This is a genomic window from Rhodopirellula maiorica SM1, from assembly GCF_000346295.1.
Taxonomy (GTDB): Bacteria; Planctomycetota; Planctomycetia; order Pirellulales; family Pirellulaceae; genus Novipirellula; species Novipirellula maiorica.
The window spans coordinates 1-646 of record NZ_ANOG01000668.1 but is presented as its reverse complement, the minus strand read 5'-3'; the positions used below and the strand labels follow the sequence as shown (position 1 = coordinate 646).

The 646-nt window shown below is 50.6% G+C and carries 1 pseudogene; it reads right to left on the bottom strand.

Going from position 1 to position 646, the window contains the following annotated elements:
• Window positions 1-212: 212 nt before the first annotated feature.
• Window positions 213-542: pseudogene (locus RMSM_RS21380) on the bottom strand (IS256 family transposase); the annotation flags it as partial.
• Window positions 543-646: the final 104 nt, after the last annotated feature.

Genomic DNA, 646 nt, shown 5'->3' with positions numbered 1-646 from the left:
GCTTAACAACACCGTGATTTGCCGGTTCACCGCCCCGTGAACGGTTACTGTTTTGCGGAAGCCGATAGTATACCACTGCGATGAGCTAGAATCTCGGCGGTTTGAGAGGGAAAAGGTCATGGCGAAAATCCCGGAATTCGAAGGCTGAATCGGGAAAGATCGCAGCGAACTCAGGACTTACGCCCAGACTACGATATGTCCTGCCTACGTCACTGTGAGTAGCCATCGAACACCGCGACCAGTTCTTTTTTTATTCAGACGTCATGCCTGTCATCACCAAAAAACACTGCTTTTTGTTGGCATCGTCTTCGAGTCGGGCCTTGCCGTGGATGCCGCCGGCCCAGGAATAAACGAGATGCTTGTTGGACAAATCATGCTTGCTCCAATTGTCGTACTCGCTGCAACACTGCTCCTTGAGTCGACAGACAACGTTGGATTCAAGCCAGCGAGCGACTGAAGCCCTCCGCGAAATCACCGGTTGAGATCCCCTTAAGGTACAGCCACGGAATTAAAACATTCGATGGCCTTGGTCTTTCACAGTACCATTCGTGTCTGATCGATTTTCCGATCCTCGAAAATAACCAACTTAATCTCATGGCGGAGTCTTTGTTCCGCGCGGGTGTTTCAATCGACGTCAAGACAAGAC